This window comes from Actinoplanes ianthinogenes (genome assembly GCF_018324205.1).
GTDB lineage: Bacteria > Actinomycetota > Actinomycetes > Mycobacteriales > Micromonosporaceae > Actinoplanes > Actinoplanes ianthinogenes.
The window spans coordinates 4,254,028-4,268,991 of the sequence record NZ_AP023356.1; the positions used below are offsets into that span (position 1 = coordinate 4,254,028).

General features: G+C 71.2%; 10 protein-coding genes. 2 read left to right on the forward strand and 8 right to left on the reverse strand.

From position 1 onward, the window contains the following. Positions 1-18 precede the first annotated feature (18 nt). From rlmB to Aiant_RS46545, 5 genes are all read right to left on the reverse strand, one after another. Positions 19-1,143 (reverse strand): 23S rRNA (guanosine(2251)-2'-O)-methyltransferase RlmB, encoded by a 1,125-nt coding sequence (rlmB, locus tag Aiant_RS19135; RefSeq protein WP_189328208.1) that lies wholly within the window; start codon positions 1,141-1,143, stop codon positions 19-21. Then, a complete protein-coding gene (cysS, locus tag Aiant_RS19140) occupies positions 1,143-2,558 on the reverse strand; it encodes a cysteine--tRNA ligase (RefSeq protein WP_189328207.1) in 1,416 nt (471 codons plus the stop codon). Before cysS ends, rlmB begins: the two co-directional genes overlap by 1 nt. A gap of 66 nt (positions 2,559-2,624) precedes the next feature. Beyond that, positions 2,625-4,307 (reverse strand): S8 family serine peptidase, encoded by a 1,683-nt coding sequence (locus Aiant_RS19145; RefSeq protein WP_189328206.1) that lies wholly within the window; start codon positions 4,305-4,307, stop codon positions 2,625-2,627. A gap of 80 nt (positions 4,308-4,387) precedes the next feature. After that, the gene (locus tag Aiant_RS19150) at positions 4,388-5,743 is read right to left on the reverse strand and encodes a class II fumarate hydratase (RefSeq protein ID WP_189328913.1); all 1,356 of its coding nucleotides are present in this window, start codon (positions 5,741-5,743) and stop codon (positions 4,388-4,390) included. Positions 5,744-5,803: 60 nt separating this feature from the next. Continuing rightward, entirely contained in the window at positions 5,804-8,665 is a 2,862-nt protein-coding gene (locus tag Aiant_RS46545) for an AfsR/SARP family transcriptional regulator (RefSeq protein WP_268248663.1), read from the reverse strand. Positions 8,666-9,017: 352 nt separating this feature from the next. Here Aiant_RS46545 and Aiant_RS19160 point away from each other — a divergent pair, with 352 nt between their 5' ends. Beyond that, the gene (locus tag Aiant_RS19160; RefSeq protein ID WP_189328204.1) at positions 9,018-9,518 is read left to right on the forward strand and encodes a hypothetical protein; all 501 of its coding nucleotides are present in this window, start codon (positions 9,018-9,020) and stop codon (positions 9,516-9,518) included. Positions 9,519-10,115: 597 nt separating this feature from the next. On the opposite strand, the gene Aiant_RS19165 is transcribed toward Aiant_RS19160, so the two are convergent. The 3 genes from Aiant_RS19165 to Aiant_RS19175 all read right to left on the reverse strand — a co-directional run bounded on the left by Aiant_RS19165 (position 10,116) and on the right by Aiant_RS19175 (position 13,668). Further along, complete coding sequence (locus tag Aiant_RS19165; protein WP_189328203.1) at positions 10,116-11,774, reverse strand: fumarate hydratase; 1,659 nt, start codon at positions 11,772-11,774, stop codon at positions 10,116-10,118. A gap of 71 nt (positions 11,775-11,845) precedes the next feature. After that, entirely contained in the window at positions 11,846-13,120 is a 1,275-nt protein-coding gene (locus Aiant_RS19170) for an outer membrane protein assembly factor BamB family protein (protein WP_189328202.1), read from the reverse strand. Between the two features lie 62 nt (positions 13,121-13,182). Next, the gene (locus Aiant_RS19175; RefSeq protein WP_189328201.1) at positions 13,183-13,668 is read right to left on the reverse strand and encodes an Lrp/AsnC family transcriptional regulator; all 486 of its coding nucleotides are present in this window, start codon (positions 13,666-13,668) and stop codon (positions 13,183-13,185) included. A gap of 90 nt (positions 13,669-13,758) precedes the next feature. Between Aiant_RS19175 and hppD the strand changes: the two genes are divergently transcribed. Beyond that, on the forward strand, positions 13,759-14,919 hold the full coding sequence (gene hppD / locus Aiant_RS19180; RefSeq protein ID WP_342358073.1) for a 4-hydroxyphenylpyruvate dioxygenase: 1,161 nt from the start codon (positions 13,759-13,761) through the stop codon (positions 14,917-14,919). Positions 14,920-14,964 lie beyond the last annotated feature (45 nt).

A 14,964-nucleotide genomic window follows, 5' to 3' on the forward strand; every position in this document is an offset into this window, starting at 1 on the left:
CCGCCGGGCCGGCGCGGCTCAGAGGCTGCGGCGCCGAGCGACCTCGGCCAGCGTGACCGCGGCCGCGACGCTGGCGTTGAGCGACTCCACGTCCGAGGCCATCGGGATGCTGACCCGCAGGTCACAGGTCTCGCCGACCAGCCGGGACAGGCCGCGGCCCTCGGAGCCGACCACCACCAGCAGCGGACCGACCGCGGCCTCCAACTGGTAGAGATCGGTCTCGCCGTCGGCGTCCAGGCCGATCGCGGTGAAGCCCTGCTTCTGCGCCGACTTGATCGCCCGGGTCAGGTTCACCACCTGGGAGACCGGCACCCGGGCGGCCGCGCCGGCGCTGGTGCGCCACGCGGTCGCGGTGATGCCCGCCGCCCGCCGCTCGGTCATGAAGACGCCGTGCCCGCCGAACGCGGCCACCGACCGGATCACCGCACCCACGTTGCGCGGGTCGGTGATCCCGTCCAGGGCGACCAGCAGCGGCGCGGTCTGCTCCAGCGCCGCGGCGACCAGGTCGTCGAAGTTCTCATAGGCGAACGGCGGCACCTGGAGGCCGATGCCCTGGTGCAGCACGCCACCGGTCAGCCGGTCCAGCTCGGCCCGGCTGATCTCCAGGATCGGGATGCCCCGGTCGCCGGAGGTGCGGACCGCCTCGGCGACCCGCTCGTCGATGTCGATGCCCTGCGCCACGTACAGCGCCGTGGCCGGCACCAGCGCGCGCAGCGCCTCGACCACCGGGTTGCGGCCGAGCAGCAGCTCGGGGCCTTCCTTGATGGGGTTGGACCGGCGCCCCGGCGCGACCCGCGGGCCGCGTGGACCGGCGGCCCGGCCACCGCCGCGGGTGGTCTGAGCGCGGGTGATGCCGGGCGCGCGACCGCCGCTCCGGCCCCAGGTGGTGTCTTTCGTCCCGGGCTGGCCGACCTTGGGCGCGCGGCCCTCGGCAGCCGCGGCGCGGCGCTCCTTCTCCTGCTTGCGGGCGGTTTTCTCGGGCAGTTTCTCGGTGCCCGAATAACCCTTGTGCCAGGGGCGCTCGTCGGCGGGCAGGGTCTTGCCCCGGCCCTTGAGCCCGGAGCGGTTCTTTCCGCCGGAGCCGCCCGCGGCGCCCTTCTTCGAGGTGGTCCGCTTGCTCGCGTTCTGTGAATTACCCGGCATCAGTGCTGCTCTCCTACCGTCCAGCGCGGCCCGGCCGGAGTGTCCTCCACCTGAATACCCGCGTTCTTGAGCTGGTCCCGCACCTGATCGGCGGCCGCCCAGTCCTTCCGTGCGCGGGCCTGAGCCCGCTGTTCCAGAGCCAGCGCGACGAGTCCGTCGATCACCGGCTTCAGGTCGTTGCCGCCCTCACCGCCGGCCCAGGCGGTGTCGAGCGGGTCGATGCCGAGCACGCCGAGCATCGCCCGGACCGCGGTCAGCGCGCCCCGGATGGCCGGCTCGTCACCGGCCGCGAGGGCGGTGTTGCCCTCCCGGATGGTGTCGTGCACGACCGCCAGGGCGGCCGACGTGTTCAAGTCGTCGTTCATCGCCTCGGCGAACGCCGGCGGCACCGCCTTGGGCCGGCCCGGGCCGACGATCTCGGCGGCCCGCTGCACGAAGCCCTCGATCCGCTTGTAAGCCACCGCGGCCTCGCGCAGCGCCTCGTCGGTGAAGTCGATCCGCGAGCGGTAGTGCGGGCTGCCCAGGTAATAGCGCAGCTCGACCGGGCGGATCCCGGCCTCGGTCAGCGCGGCCAGGTCGATGACGTTGCCCAGCGACTTGCTCATCTTGGAGTCGCCCAGGTTGAGCAGCGCGTGGTGCACCCAGAACCGGGCGAAGCCGAGGCCCGCCGCCTTGGACTGGGCCACCTCGTTCTCGTGGTGGGGGAAGGTCAGGTCCAGGCCGCCGCCGTGGATGTCGAACTCGTCGCCGAGGTAACGCCGGGCCATCGCGGAGCACTCGATGTGCCAGCCGGGCCGGCCACGGCCCCACGGAGACGGCCAGTACGCGTCCTGCGGCTCGTCCGCCTTCACCCCTTTCCACAGGGCGAAGTCGCGGGGGTCCCGCTTGTCCCGCTCCAGGACCTCGCCGCCGGAGCGCATGTCGTCCGGATTCTGCCCGGAGAGCGCGCCGTACTCGGCGAAGGAGCGCACGTCGAAGTAGACGTCACCGTTGGCGGCGGGCGCCGGGTACGCGTGCCCGCGCTCGATCAGCTCGGCGATCAGGTCGTGCATCTCGGTGATGTGCCCGGTGGCCAGCGGCTCGTAGGTCGGCGGCAGCACGTTCAGCGCCTGGTAGTCGCGGTCGAGCAGCAGCCGGTTCTCGAAGGCGATCGCCCAGTACGGCCGGTTCTGCTCCAGCGACTTCTGCAGGATCTTGTCGTCCACGTCGGTGACGTTGCGGATGAACGTCACGGCCAGCCCCTCGTGCAGCAGCCATCGGCGCAGCACGTCGTAGTTGACCGCCGAGCGGAGATGCCCGATGTGCGGGGAGGATTGCACGGTGACGCCACACAGGTAGATCCCCACCTGACCGGGCGTCATCGGGACGAAGTCCCGGACCGATCGAGTGGCGGTGTCATACAAGCGAAGAGTCACCGTACAAGGGTACCGACCGGGGCGATCGGATAACCGCCCCGGTCGTCCGCAACCTCAGCGCCCCGGTCAGCGCCCGCCGACCGCGGCGTAGGCGTCCACGATGCCGTACCCGTAGAAGCCGTTGAAGTTCTTCCCGCCCTCACAGAGAGCGTCGTACTCGGCCGGGCGGCCCTCCTGCGCGTAGCTCTTCAGGCGCGGCTCCGGGCAGGCGTGCTCGGCGGCCGTGCGGTACAGGATCTGCTCGACCAGGGCCGGGGGCAGGGTCTTGCCGCCGCGGCGGAAGTCCGGGATGCCGTACCGGCTGACGATCAGGGCGCCGACGCCGGCCGCGTGCGGCGAGGCCATCGAGGTGCCCTGCAGGTACGTGTAGTAGCCGCACTTGCCGGCCTTGGTGCAGTCCTTGAACACCGTGCTCGCACCGGCCGTGGTGATGTTGCCGGCCTCGTCGACCAGGCCCTCCTCCTGCAGCACCTTCAGCGGGTAGCTGGAGAGGATGCGGTTGCCCGGCGTGTTGTAGGTGTCGGTGCCGAAGCCGTCCCGGGCGAACCCGCCCGGCGCGGCGACCGAGATCTGCTCCAGGCCGTAGTTGGAGTAGTCCGCCTTGGTGGTGGACGGGCCGACCGCCGAGACGCCGATGACGTGCGGGCCCTCGACCGGCAGGTCCCAGCAGGACGAGTTGTCGATCGGCCGCGAGTACGGGGCGCCGCCGTAGTCCGGGCTGGAGGTGTCGGTGCGCGGCTTGCCCAGGTCCTCGTGGTTGTTGCCGAGCGCGCCGAACATGGTCACGCCGCGGGCGTGCGCGTAGTTCAGCGCCCGCTTCATGCCGGTGATGATGGCCTGCTGCTCGGCCTGCGCCTGCGGGTTGTCCGCCGGGTTGGCCGTGCAGTTGTAGAGCCACGGGTCGACGTAGAACGACATGTTGACCACGTCGATGCCGTGGTCGCCGGCGTACGTCAGGGCGTTGACCACCGGGTCGAGGAAGAAGTAGCCGGAGTCCTGGCCACCCTTGAGCTCGACCAGGGTGACGTCCGGCGCGACGCCGGAGATCCCGCTGCCGTTGAGCGCGGCGCCGATGGTGCCGGCCACGTGGGTGCCGTGCCCGCCGTCGTCGGTGCCGACCGGGTCGACGCAGCTGGGCACCTCACAGCCCTGGTCGACGCCGTCGATGAAGACGTTGTCGATCGCCGGGATGTCCGGCGCGAAGTTGCGGGACAGCTTGGTGCTGAAGTTGGGCGCGAGGTCCGGGTTCGAGGCGTCAAGGCCGGTGTCCAGCACGCCGACGGTCACGCCCTTGTCGCCCGACTCGATCTTGCGAGCCTTGTCGGCCTTGATCACGGCCAGGCCCCAGAGCTTGTCGTCCAGCGGGTCGGCCTTGGCCGGGCCGTGGCCCTTGCCCTTGCCGCCGTTCCCGGAGAGGCCCTTCTCCACCCTCTCCATGCCGTTCGGCGCGTAGCCGATGGCCTTGCGCTGGGTCGCCCCGACCAGCGCGTCCGAGGCGGTCGCCTTGCTCTCGAACGTCGCGTCGGTCGAGGTGACCCGGTATACACCGACGGCGTCGTTGGCACTGACGATGGTGCCGCCGGCCGCCTTGATCGCGGCGGTGGCGTCCGCGGCGGAGGCGCCGTCGGCGGCCACCACGGTGTAATCGGTGACCGCCGTCGGCTCCGCCACGGCGGGGCCCGGTGCACCGGTGAGCAACGCCAGGCCGGTCGCGGCGACGATGGCTCCAGCGATGATGCGTCTTCTCATGGAGTGCGCTCCTTGTGGGAGGTGAATCTCCGCATCTCATCGAGAAAGTTCGTTCATCGCAAGGTCAGAACGTATCTATTTCACGGCCTTGTCATCTTCAGAACATCAAGCGCCTCGTCGAGCTGGGCCTCGGTTAAGGTGCCCGCGCTCACGTGACCGCGTTCGATCACTACCTCACGGATCGTCCGGTTGCTGGCCAGCGCCTGTTTGGCGATCGCCGCGGCCTCGTCGTACCCGAGGAAGCGGTTGAGCGGGGTGACGATCGACGGGGAACCCTCGGCGTACCCGCGGGCGATCTCCTCGTTCGCCTCCAGGCCGGCCACGCAGCGGTCGGCGAACTGCCGGGCGGCCGCGGCCAGCAGCCGGATCGACTCCAGCAGGTTGCGGGCCATCACCGGGAGCATCACGTTCAGCTCGAAGTCGCCCTGGGTGCCGGCGAAGGCCACCGTCGCGTCGTTGCCGATCACCTGGGCGCAGACCTGCCGGACCGCCTCGGGCACCACCGGGTTCACCTTGCCCGGCATGATCGACGAGCCGGGCTGGAGGTCGGGCAGGCGCAACTCGCGCAGCCCGGCCCGGGGACCGGAGCCCATCCAGCGGATGTCGTTGGCGATCTTGTAGAGGCCGACCGCCACCACCCGGAGCTGCCCGGACGCCTCGACCAGCGCGTCCCGGGCGCCCTGCGCCTCGAAGTGGTCGCGGGCCTCGGTGAGCGGCAGCCCGGTCTCCTGGCGGAGCAGCTCGATCACCGCGGGGGCGAAGCCGGGCGGGGTGTTCACCCCGGTGCCCACCGCGGTCCCGCCGAGCGGCAGCTCGCCGAGCCGGGGCAGGGTGCCGGTCAGCCGCTCGACGCCGTTGGCGACCTGCTGGGCGTACCCGGAGAACTCCTGTCCCAGGGTGACCGGGGTGGCGTCCATCAGGTGGGTGCGCCCGCTCTTGACCACGCCGGACCAGGCCGCGGCCTTCTCCCGCAGGGCGCCGGCCAGGTGCTCGAGCGCCGGGATCAGGTCGTCGCGGACCGCCTCGGTGGCGGCCAGGTGGATCGACGACGGGAACACGTCGTTGCTCGACTGGGACGCGTTGACGTGATCGTTCGGGTGGACCGGCCGGTCGGCGGCCCGGGACGCCAGGGTGGCGATCACCTCGTTGGCGTTCATGTTCGACGAGGTGCCGGAGCCGGTCTGGAACACGTCGACCGGGAACTGGTCGTCGTAACCACCGGCGGCCACGTGTGCGGCGGCCGTGGCGATCGCCTCGGCCAGCTCCTTGTCCAGCACCCCCAGCTCGGCGTTGGCCCGGGCGGCGGCGCCCTTGATCCGGGCCAGCGCGCGGATGTGCGCCGGCTCCAGGCCCCGCCCGGAGATCGGGAAGTTCTCCACCGCGCGCTGGGTCTGCGCCCGCCACAGTGCGGCGGCGGGGACCCGCACCTCGCCCATCGTGTCGCGTTCGATCCGGTAACCGCTGTCGTCACTCACCGGACCATCCTCCCTCGCGGTTCAGTACGCCGCGGCGATCTCTTCGGTGATACCGATCCGCTCGAAGGTCTCCCGGGCCTGTGCCCGGAGCCGGTCCGCCTCCGGGTCGCCCGGCTCCAGGCAGTCCGCGAGCCCCACCTGCGCGCGGGCGGTCCAGTACGGATGCCCTCCCGCCCGGGCCACCCGGACCACCTGTTCGAACATCGCCCGCGCCCCGGCCCGGTCCCCGAGGCGTCGCAGGGTCACCGCGTAGTCGTGGCGGAAGTCCGCCTGGTGCCGGACGTCGGTCAGCCGGACGCTGATCTCCACAGCCCGGCGGTGCTCGCGGATCGCCTCGTCGTACCGGCCTTCTTCACGCAGTACCCGGGCCCGGTTGTGGTGGGCGTCGCTGGTCGTCGACTGGTATCCGATCCGGGTCGACACCCAGAGCGCCATGTCGATGTAGTGGTGTGCGGCAGCGGCGCTGAGCGTGCCGAGCCGGTAGCGGAGCCGTTGCAGGGACAGCAGCGTTCCGGCGAGCCCCCCGTCCTCTCGGTTCTCGATGGTGGAGAGCAGCCGGAGACGCGCGTAGTACAGCGCCTCCTCGGGCCGGCCCAGGACGCTCAGCACATCGACGAGGACGGCCAGCAGCGGGCTCTGCGAGACGTGCTTCGTGAACCGCCTCCGCGACCGCGCCGTCTCCAGCAGCTCCAGTGACTCGGCGAACCGGCCCTGGCTGAGGTATATGACCGCCAGGTTGGGGTACCCGACCAAGGCAGCGCCGATCTGGCCCAGTTCCTCGCGCAGCCGGATGGAGCGCCGCAGGTGCTCCTCGGCCTGGTCGTCCTGACCGACCCGGCTGTAGACCGAGGCGAGATAATTCGCGCTGGTGGCGATCGCCGCCCGGTTCCCCGACATCTCGGCCGCGGCCAACCCGATCCGCTGCAACGCGCGCAGATCGTCCGTGTAACCGTGGAAGTACAACACCTGCCAGGCGGCTCGGGGGATCTGCCAGGCGTAGTCTGTGCCGGTTGCCGCCTCGACGAGGGCGACGAGGTTCGGGCGCTCCCGCTCCAGCCGCGCGATCGGGTCCGCGACCACCAGGTCGGGCCGGGACGGCACCGGCTGCCCGAGATCGCTGAGCAGCAGGGCCCGGTGGCTGGCGCTGGCCGTGGCGATCGCGGCGTGCAGCTGGAAGTCGAGCACCGCGGTCAGGGCGGCGGTCCGGTCTGCCGCGGGCAGCTCGGCGGCGAGCATCTCGGCGTACTCGCGCATCAGGTCGTGCAGGCGGAACACGCCCGGCTCCGGCTCGTCGACCAGGTTGACGTCGAGCAGGTCCTCGAGCAGGTCCTCGGCGGTGTCCCGGGCCAGATCGGCGAGCGCCGCCACGGCGAGCGCGTCGAAGTCGGCGCCCGGATAGACGCCGAGCAGCCGGAACACCCGTTGCAGCGGAGCCGGGAGCTGGCCGTAGGTCAGGGCGAACGCGCCGGTCACCGTGCGGTCCTCGGCCGCCAGCTCGGGCAGCGCCGCCTCACTCAGGCGGCGCAGCAGGTCGGCCACCCGCCAGCGCGGCCGGTGTGCCAGCCGGGCCCCGGCCAGCCGGATGGCCAGGGGCAGCAGCCCGCAGCGGCGGACCACCTCGGCGGAAGCGGCCGGCTCGGCCCGCACCCGGTCCCCGGCGATCTGCTCCAGCAGCGCGACCGCCTCGTCCGGGCTGAGCACCGGCAATGACTCGACCCGCGCCCCATCCAGGCCGGCCAGCCGGCGGCGGCTGGTGACCAGGGCCAGGCTGCCCGGCGCGGTCGGCAGCAGGTCGGCGATCTGGGTGCTGGACGCGGCGTTGTCCAGCACGACCAGCAGCCGCCGCCGGGCCGCCTCGGTGCGCCAGCGGGCCACCCGCTGCATCGGCTCGAGCGGGATCTCCTCGACCGCCAGGCCGAGCTGGCGCAGCAGGGTGTGCAGCGCGGCGGCCGGCTCGACCGGGTCCCGCTCGCTGTGTCCCTGCAGGTCCACGAAGAGGTGCGCGTCCGGGTAGCGGTCGCCGGCCAGCGCGGCCAGGTGCAGCGCCAGCGTGGTCTTGCCGCTGCCCGCCATCCCGTCGATCACCGCGACCCGCGGGCCGGCGTCGTCGGTGAGCCGGTCGGCCAGCAGCCGGTCAATCTGCTCGCGGCGGCCGGTGAAGTCGCCGACCGTGCGGGGCAGGCAGCGCACCGGGCCGGACGCCGCGGGCTCGGCGCCGGACCCGGCCGAGATCTCCCCGTTGAGGATCTGCCGGTGGCGTTCCTGCAGTTCCTCGCCGGGTTCGATGCCCAGCTCGTCGGCGAGCAACTGGCGGGCCCGGCGGAACTCGGTGAGCGCGTCGGCCTGCCGCCCGGACCGGGCCAGCGCCAGCATCAGCTGCCCGCGCATCCGCTCGCGCAGCGGGAACCGCTCGACCAGCGCGCTCAGCTCGCCGGTCAGTTCACGCTCCCGGCCGGCGGCCAGCTCCAGGTCGGCCCAGTCCTCGACGGCCAGCGCGTACCGCTCGTCGAGCACGGCGGCGGCCTGCCGGATCGCCGGGGCGTCCAGCTCGGCGCAGGCCGGGCCGCGGCGCAGGGCCAGCGCCCGCCGGTACGCCGCCGGGTCCGCGTCGGCGCGGGCCTTCTCCACGGCCTGGGCGAACACTTCGGCGTCCAGCTCGCCCGGTTCGACATGGATGCCATAACCTGCCCGATCGGTAAGGATCGCCCCGACTGGTAGCATCCGCCGCAAACGCGATATACATGACTGCAGTTGGCCGCGCGCCGTGGCCGGCGGAGCGCTGCCCCAGAGGGCGTCGACGAGCTCACCGGCGACGACGATCCGGTTCGGATCGAGCAGCAGCATCGCCAGCACGATGCGGTCACGCCCGGCAGTCACGGCCACCGGCTGTCCGTCCACCGTTACCGACAGTGGCCCCAGGATGCGATAGCGCACAGTAGCCGTCCATTCCCCGTGTCGGCCATCGACACTAACCCACCCGCAAGAGCGGATCGAGAGTGGAACGAGAGCCCCCGGCTGCAGAGTGGTTCCAGCGCCGTTCCATCGCCGATGCTTTCCAACATCGCCCCCAGAACGCGATGGAACGGCCTCAACGCTCACGGCACGGGGGCGTTCAGCCCGCCCACGGTCACCGTGGGCGGGCTGTTCGTATCTTGCTGATCACTCTCGGTTGGACGGAATAGACAACGGACCGTACCGTCGGTTCCGCCGTGCCCCCCGAACGAGAAGGATCCAGATGCGACCCGCCATCCTGGCCGTGCTCGCCGGCGTCTTGCTCACCGGCGCCGCCTGCGACAGCGATGCACCGGTGTACGAGACGGGCGCCGCCGCCCCGGCGACCACCGCGACCCTCCCGCCGCCGCCGGACTACTCGGCCGACACCGCGAAGGTGTGCCAGCAGCTCGACAAGGTCTTCACCGGCGAGCTGAACGACTTCGGCGCCGCGGTCGGCAAGATGATCGCCTACAAGGAGGCGAAGAAGGCGCCCGAGGCGACGAAGGCGGAGAAGTCCGCGGCCGCGGAGCTCCAGTCCGCAGGCGGCCAGATCCGCCGGCACACCGCCGCCGCCCTGGACCCGCAGCTGAAGGCCGCCGGCGAGACCTCGGCACGCAAGCTCGAGGCGAGTGCCAAGGACCACGCCTACCTCAAGCAGATCAAGACCACGGCCGACCTGGACAAAACCCTCAAACCGCAGCTCGCCGAGTGGCTCAGCCCGGTCGCCGGCTTCTGCGGCTGAAACCCATCCTTCAGTACGCCCTAGCCCCGCCCCACCCGCACAGCCCCGTCCCGCCCCTCGACGCCAGGCCCTGCCCCCTCCCGACCGCGACGCCGCATCCGGGCCAACCTGCCCACCTCCCGGTAGCCCACCCAAACCCCCACGGTGAAGCCCAGCCGAGCTCGCCAGGCTGGCCCCCACGGCCCTATCCCGAGCCCCGATAGGGCCACCAGAGCCAGTCGGGTTTGCCGGGCTGGCCCCCATGGCCCTATCCCGGGCCCCGATAGGGCCACCAGGGCCAGCCGGGTTCGTCAGCGTTGCCGGGCTGGCGTCCACGGCCCTATCCCGAGTGCGGATAGGGCCGTCAGGGCCAGCCGGGTGTGTCGGGCTGGCGCCCATGGCCCTATCCCGAGCCCCGATAGGGCCGTCAGGGCCAGCCGGGGGTTGGGGTTGGCGGTCGTGGGCAGCTGCGGGCGTCGCCCTGGAGGGGTGGGCGTTTTGGACGCGTCAGCGGCCAGCCCGGCCCGGAAGGGTCCCTGGCGGGAGCGACGATCAGTGATCAGCGCGGACCCGAGTCAGCATGAATTTGATCTTGAACTTGGCCCGGCCGGAACGGGATCAGCGCTTGCCGATGCTCAGCACCGGTTTCGTGACGGCCTCGAAGAAGTCGTTGCCCTTGTCGTCGACGACGATGAAGGCCGGGAAGTCCTCCACCTCGATCTTCCAGACCGCCTCCATGCCGAGCTCCGGGAACTCGAGCACCTCGACGTGCCGGATGCAGTCCTGCGCGAGGCGGGCCGCCGGGCCGCCGATCGAGCCCAGGTAGAACCCGCCGTAGGTCTTGCAGGCGTTGGTCACCTGCTGGGACCGGTTGCCCTTGGCCAGCATCACCATCGAGCCGCCGGCCGCCTGGAATTTCTCCACATAGGAGTCCATCCGGCCGGCCGTGGTGGGGCCGAACGAGCCGGACGCGTAGCCCTCCGGCGTCTTCGCCGGACCGGCGTAGTAGACCGCGTGATCGCGCAGGTACTGCGGCATCGGCTCGCCGGCGTCCAGCCGCTCGGCGATCTTGGCGTGCGCGATGTCGCGGGCCACCACCAGCGAACCGGTCAGCGACAAGCGGGTCTTCACCGGGTACTTGCTGAGCTCCGCGCGGATCTCGGCCATCGGCCGGTTGAGGTCGATCTGGACGACCGGCTCCTCGTTGAGATCGACGTCCGGCAGGAAGCGGGCCGGGTCGGTCTCCAGCCGCTCCAGCCAGACGCCGGACGGGGTGATCTTGGCGACCGCCTGGCGGTCGGCCGAGCAGGAGACGGCGATCGCGACCGGGCAGGACGCGCCGTGCCGGGGCAGCCGGACCACCCGCACGTCGTGGCAGAAGTAGCGGCCGCCGAACTGCGCGCCGATCCCGAAGTCGCGGGTCAGCTCCAGGACCGCGGCCTCCAGCTCCAGGTCACGGAAGCCGTGCGCGGCCATGGTGCCGGCGGTGGGCAGGTTGTCCAGGTACTTCGCGCTGGCCAGCTTGGCGGTCTTGAGCGCGTGCTCGGCGCTGGTGCCGCCGATCACGATGGCCAGGTGGTACGGCGGGCAGGCGGAGGTGCCGATCAGCCGCAGTTTCTCGTCCAGGAACTGCATCATCCGCTGCGGGTTCAGCAGCGCCTTGGTCTCCTGGTAGAGGTACGACTTGTTGGCCGAGCCGCCGCCCTTGGCCATGAACAGGAACTTGTACGCGTCCGGGTGCCCGTTCGGGTCCTCGGCGTAGAGCTCGATCTGGGCCGGCAGGTTCGACCCGGTGTTCTTCTCGTCCCACATGGTCAGTGGGGCGAGCTGCGAATACCGCAGGTTCAGCCGGGTGTACGCCTGGTAGACGCCGAGCGCGATGGCCTCCTCGTCGCGGCCGTCGGTGAGCACGTGCCGGCCACGCTTGCCCATCACGATCGCGGTGCCGGTGTCCTGGCACATCGGCAGCACCCCGCCGGCCGCGATGTTCGCGTTGCGCAGCAGGTCCAGCGCGACGAACCGGTCGTTCGGCGAGGCCTTGGGGTCATCGATGATGGCGCGCAGCTGCGCCAGGTGGGCCGGACGCAGGTAGTGCGCGATGTCGTGCATCGCCTCGGCGGTGAGCATGGTCAGCGCGGCCGGCTCGACGGTCAGGAAGCGCCGCCCGCCCGGCCCCTCCACGACATCCACGCCCTCGTCCGTGACCAGGCGATATTCGGTCGAGTCGTCGCCGGTCGGCAAGAGCGGCGAGTAGGTGAAAGCGGCGCCTCTGCTCATGAGCGGCAAGCCTAGGCCAGCCGGGGTGGGTGCTGCGCACCCGGCACCCGGCAAACGCGTCTGTCGGCGTGTCAGCGGTAGGGCAAATAGGCCATGTCGCGTCCGGAAACCAAGATCAAACCTTGGTCCGCGGCGGCGAAGACCTTCGCATCCGTACGCACATCGGCACGTACCGCCCCATTCGCCGGATTCAGTGCCATCACCCGTCCGGACGAGACGACGATCACCGCGCGCGGCGTGACGGCCGCCTCGGCCTTGGCCTGAGCCTGCCGCCAGACCGCCTTGCCCCGGCTGAACGACCAGCCGCGCAGGGTGTCGCCGTCGCGGATCACCGCGTACCGGTCGTCGACCGCGAGCACCTCGGCGCTCTTGTCGCCGTACCAGAGGATCCGCCCGTCGGCCCCGTTGATCAGCTCCTGGCGGCCGTACGGGTCGACGCCGAGCAGCACGTCGTACCCACCGGCCGGGTCCCGGTCCTGCTTGCAGTCGCTCTCCGCGGTCCGCAGGTTGAGCCCGTCCCGCTTCCACACCACCCGGTTGCCCGGCGGCGCGGTGGCCACCACGCCGTAGTAGCAGGTGCCGTCCTTCGCCGTGCCGGTGATCGTGAGCACCCGGCCGCCGACCACCGCGATCCTCTGGTCCGCCCCAGCCTGCGCGGTCTGCACCAGGCGGCCGGACGCGGTGTCGATCACCCGGACCCGGTCGCCGTCCGGCAGGCCGAGCAGGCCGGGCATCAGCGCCGGGCCGGCCGCGTCGTCGTCCACGTCGCCGGTGCCGAGCCGGCGGGCGTCGGGCAGGTCCGGGTTGGCGGCGTGCAGCACGAAGCCGATCCCCCCGGTGGCCACCGACCAGAGCTGGGTGCCGGACCGCGGGTCCCAGGCGGTGAGCCGGCAGTCGTCGCCGCCCGCGCAGCGCAGGTCGACGATCCCGTTCCGGTACGTCCAGACCGCGCTCGCCTCGGTGTCCGCCCGCCGCACCGTGCCGGTCCGCGGGTCCAGCACCTGGTATCCCTTGGTGAGCAGCCGGCCGGTGACCACCACCGCGTCGGCGCCCTGCCCCGCCGTGGCGGCCCAGTCCGCGTCGCTCTGCCACATCCGCACCGCGGTGCCCAGGTGGTACGCCTCCACCGAGGTCCGGTACTCGACGATCACCGCGTCACCGGCCACCGAGATGCTCTGCGGGCTGCCACCGAGCCGCTGCTGCCAGGTGGTCCCGGGCGCGACCGGCTCACTCGTGTTGACCCACTCCCAGAGCTTCGGGAACGGGTTCCACACCCCGGTCGTGGCCAGCACGGTGACCGTGACGGCAGCGACCAGCGTGACTCCCTTCCAGGTGCCCGAGGCCATGCGGGCACCCTAATGACCTCGATCCACCAGCCCTGCGAGCGTAGAAAGCCCGTGTCGTGGGCTTATGTCAGAGTTGCCGCCTTCGTCAGCGGCACGGTCCGGTACGGGATCAGCTCGGCCAGCGCGATGATCGTGTGCGCCCGGCGGATGCCCTCGTAGCCGACGATCTTGTCGATCACCCGTTGCAGGTCGGCGTTGGAGCGGGCCACGATCCGGCACAGGATGTCACCGCCGCCGGTGATCGTGTGCGCCTCCAGGACCTCGGGGATCTCGGCGAGGTGGCTGGCCACGGCGTCGTGGCCGTACCGCTGGCTGATCTCCAGGGTGACGAAGCTGGTCACCCCGTACCCGATCACGGCCGGCGCCACCTCCGGCCCGAACCCCTTGATCGCGCCGCGGCCGGTCAACTTGTCCAGCCGCGCCTGGACCGTGCCGCGGGCCACCGCGAGCCGCCGGGACAGCTCCAGCACCCCGATCCGCGGCTCCCCGGCGAGCAATTCGATCAACTTCGCGTCGAGCTCGTCGAGCTGGACATTCTGCTCGGTCAACTCACCACTCCTCTCTACCGATTGCACAGATTGACCAGCCGAAAATCGCACTGTTGCCCAGACCTGTGACCCAAGTCAATCCTCAGCTCCATGACGAGCAGCCTGGGCGGCTCCGCCGCAAAACCCGCAACAATTGCCGAAGTGACGGAACACAACGACGTCTTCCCCGTCAAAGGCGTCGACCACCTGCGCTTCCTCGTGGGCAACGCCCGGCAGGCCGCCCACTTCTACTCGACGGCGTTCGGCATGCGCTGCATTGCCTACCGCGGCCCGGAGCAGGGTTACCGCGACCACGCGGAGTACGTGATGAAGAGCGGCGGCGCCTATTTCGTGCTGACCGGCATGGTGCACGCCGGGGCGCCCGGGGCCGACCACGTGGCCCGGCACGGCGACGGCATCTCGGACATCGCCCTGGAGGTGCCGGACGTCGACGCGGCGTACCTGCACGCGACCGAGTCCGGCGCGCGCGGGGTGAGCGAGCCGCACGACGAGAAGGACGAGCACGGCACGGTCCGGGTGGCCTCGATCGCCACCTACGGCGACACCGTGCACACGCTGATCGACCGGTCCGGCTACGACGGTCCGTTCCTGCCCGGTTTCGTGACCCGGGACCCGATCGTCGCGGTCCGCCCGAAGCGCTTCTTCCAGGCGATCGACCACGTGGTCGGCAACGTCGAGCTGGGGAAGATGGACGAGTGGGTGGAGTTCTACCGCCGGGTGATGGGCTTCACCAACATGGCCGAGTTCATCGGTGACGACATCGCCACCGACTACTCGGCGCTGATGTCCAAGGTCGTCGCGGACGGGACCCGCAAGGTCAAGTTCCCGCTGAACGAGCCGGCCGTCTCGCAGCGCAAGTCGCAGATCGACGAGTACCTGGAGTACTACGGCGGCCCGGGCGCCCAGCACGTCGCGCTGGCCACCAACGACATCCTGACCACCGTCGACGCGATGCGCGGAGCCGGCGTGGAGTTCCTGAACACGCCGGACTCCTACTACGACGACCCGGAGCTGCGGGCCCGGATCGGACAGGTGCGGGTGCCGATCGAGGAGCTGAAAAAGCGCCGGATCCTGGTGGATCGCGACGAGGACGGGTATCTGCTCCAGATCTTCACGGCCCCGGTCCAGGACCGGCCCACCGTATTCTTCGAGCTGATCGAGCGGCACGGCTCCCTCGGTTTCGGCAAGGGCAACTTCAAGGCGCTCTTCGAGGCCATCGAGCGGGAGCAGGAGCGGCGCGGCAACCTGTGACCCACGGGCGGCGCAGGGAACCGTCAGGCAGTCGTGGTAAAGGTT

Coding starts and splice junctions, on each gene's coding strand:
- rlmB (WP_189328208.1), bottom strand. CDS start 1,143: ATGCCGGGTAATTCACAGAACGCGAGCAAGCGGACCACCTCGAAGAAG.
- Aiant_RS19145 (WP_189328206.1), bottom strand. CDS start 4,307: ATGAGAAGACGCATCATCGCTGGAGCCATCGTCGCCGCGACCGGCCTG.
- Aiant_RS19150 (WP_189328913.1), bottom strand. CDS start 5,743: ATGGGCGAGGTGCGGGTCCCCGCCGCCGCACTGTGGCGGGCGCAGACC.
- Aiant_RS19160 (WP_189328204.1), top strand. CDS start 9,018: ATGCGACCCGCCATCCTGGCCGTGCTCGCCGGCGTCTTGCTCACCGGC.
- Aiant_RS19165 (WP_189328203.1), bottom strand. CDS start 11,774: ATGAGCAGAGGCGCCGCTTTCACCTACTCGCCGCTCTTGCCGACCGGC.
- Aiant_RS19170 (WP_189328202.1), bottom strand. CDS start 13,120: ATGGCCTCGGGCACCTGGAAGGGAGTCACGCTGGTCGCTGCCGTCACG.
- hppD (WP_342358073.1), top strand. CDS start 13,759: ATGACGAGCAGCCTGGGCGGCTCCGCCGCAAAACCCGCAACAATTGCC.